The sequence below is a fragment of the Brevibacillus fluminis genome, from assembly GCF_003710825.1.
Lineage (GTDB): Bacteria > Bacillota > Bacilli > Brevibacillales > Brevibacillaceae > Brevibacillus_D > Brevibacillus_D fluminis.
The window spans coordinates 1-701 of the sequence record NZ_RHHQ01000094.1; the positions used below are offsets into that span (position 1 = coordinate 1).

Genomic DNA, 701 nt, shown 5'->3' on the forward strand with positions numbered 1-701 from the left:
CCGCAATTTGCAGAAACAAATGAACACCATTACACATCTGCTTGAACAGTACGATGGAATGGTCAATGAAGGGCTGATCACCCGCACAGAAGCCCAAAACATCATCAAGCCGATGCTATCCGGCCCCCTTTTGACCAATGGCAAACGGGATATGTCCAAAACTGACATGACGCTTGGCCTTGGCGACTTTTTGTTTGTTTTCGACTCCAAAGGTAACATGATCATGCATCCGGAGCTGGAAGGCAAAAATCTGCTTGAACAGACAAATCCCGAAGGACGTTTCGTACTGAAAGAAATCATGGCTGCGCCGAATAACGTGCTGCTCTATCAGTGGAAAAACCCGTCTGATACGGAGCAAAAACCGATGATTACGGTCAATCATTACTTTGCACCGTGGGATTGGCATATCGGGTTGGCCACTTATGAAACGAATTTTTATGGCTGGTTTGAGAGCCTGAAATATTTACTCATCAGCATTGTGCTGGGCAGCTATGTCATCACGGCCATTCTCCTCACACTGGCGCGGCGCAAGGAAAAAGCGTTGCGTAACTCAGCGATGATGAGTGAGCACTTATCCCATACGAATGAGAGCATTTTGATGACATTGGCCGTCGCCTTAGAGGAGCGGGATTCTTACACATCCGGCCATTCGCAGCGGGTCGCATATTATATGCGGGAAATCGCCAAGCAGATGGGCTATT

Annotated in this window: 1 protein-coding gene; it reads left to right on the forward strand. The window is 47.9% G+C overall.

The window, feature by feature from the left end:
- Positions 1–19 precede the first annotated feature (19 nt).
- Positions 20–701 (forward strand): cache domain-containing protein (locus tag EDM56_RS31105; protein ID WP_246009602.1); only part of this gene is annotated, 682 nt, incomplete at its 3' end.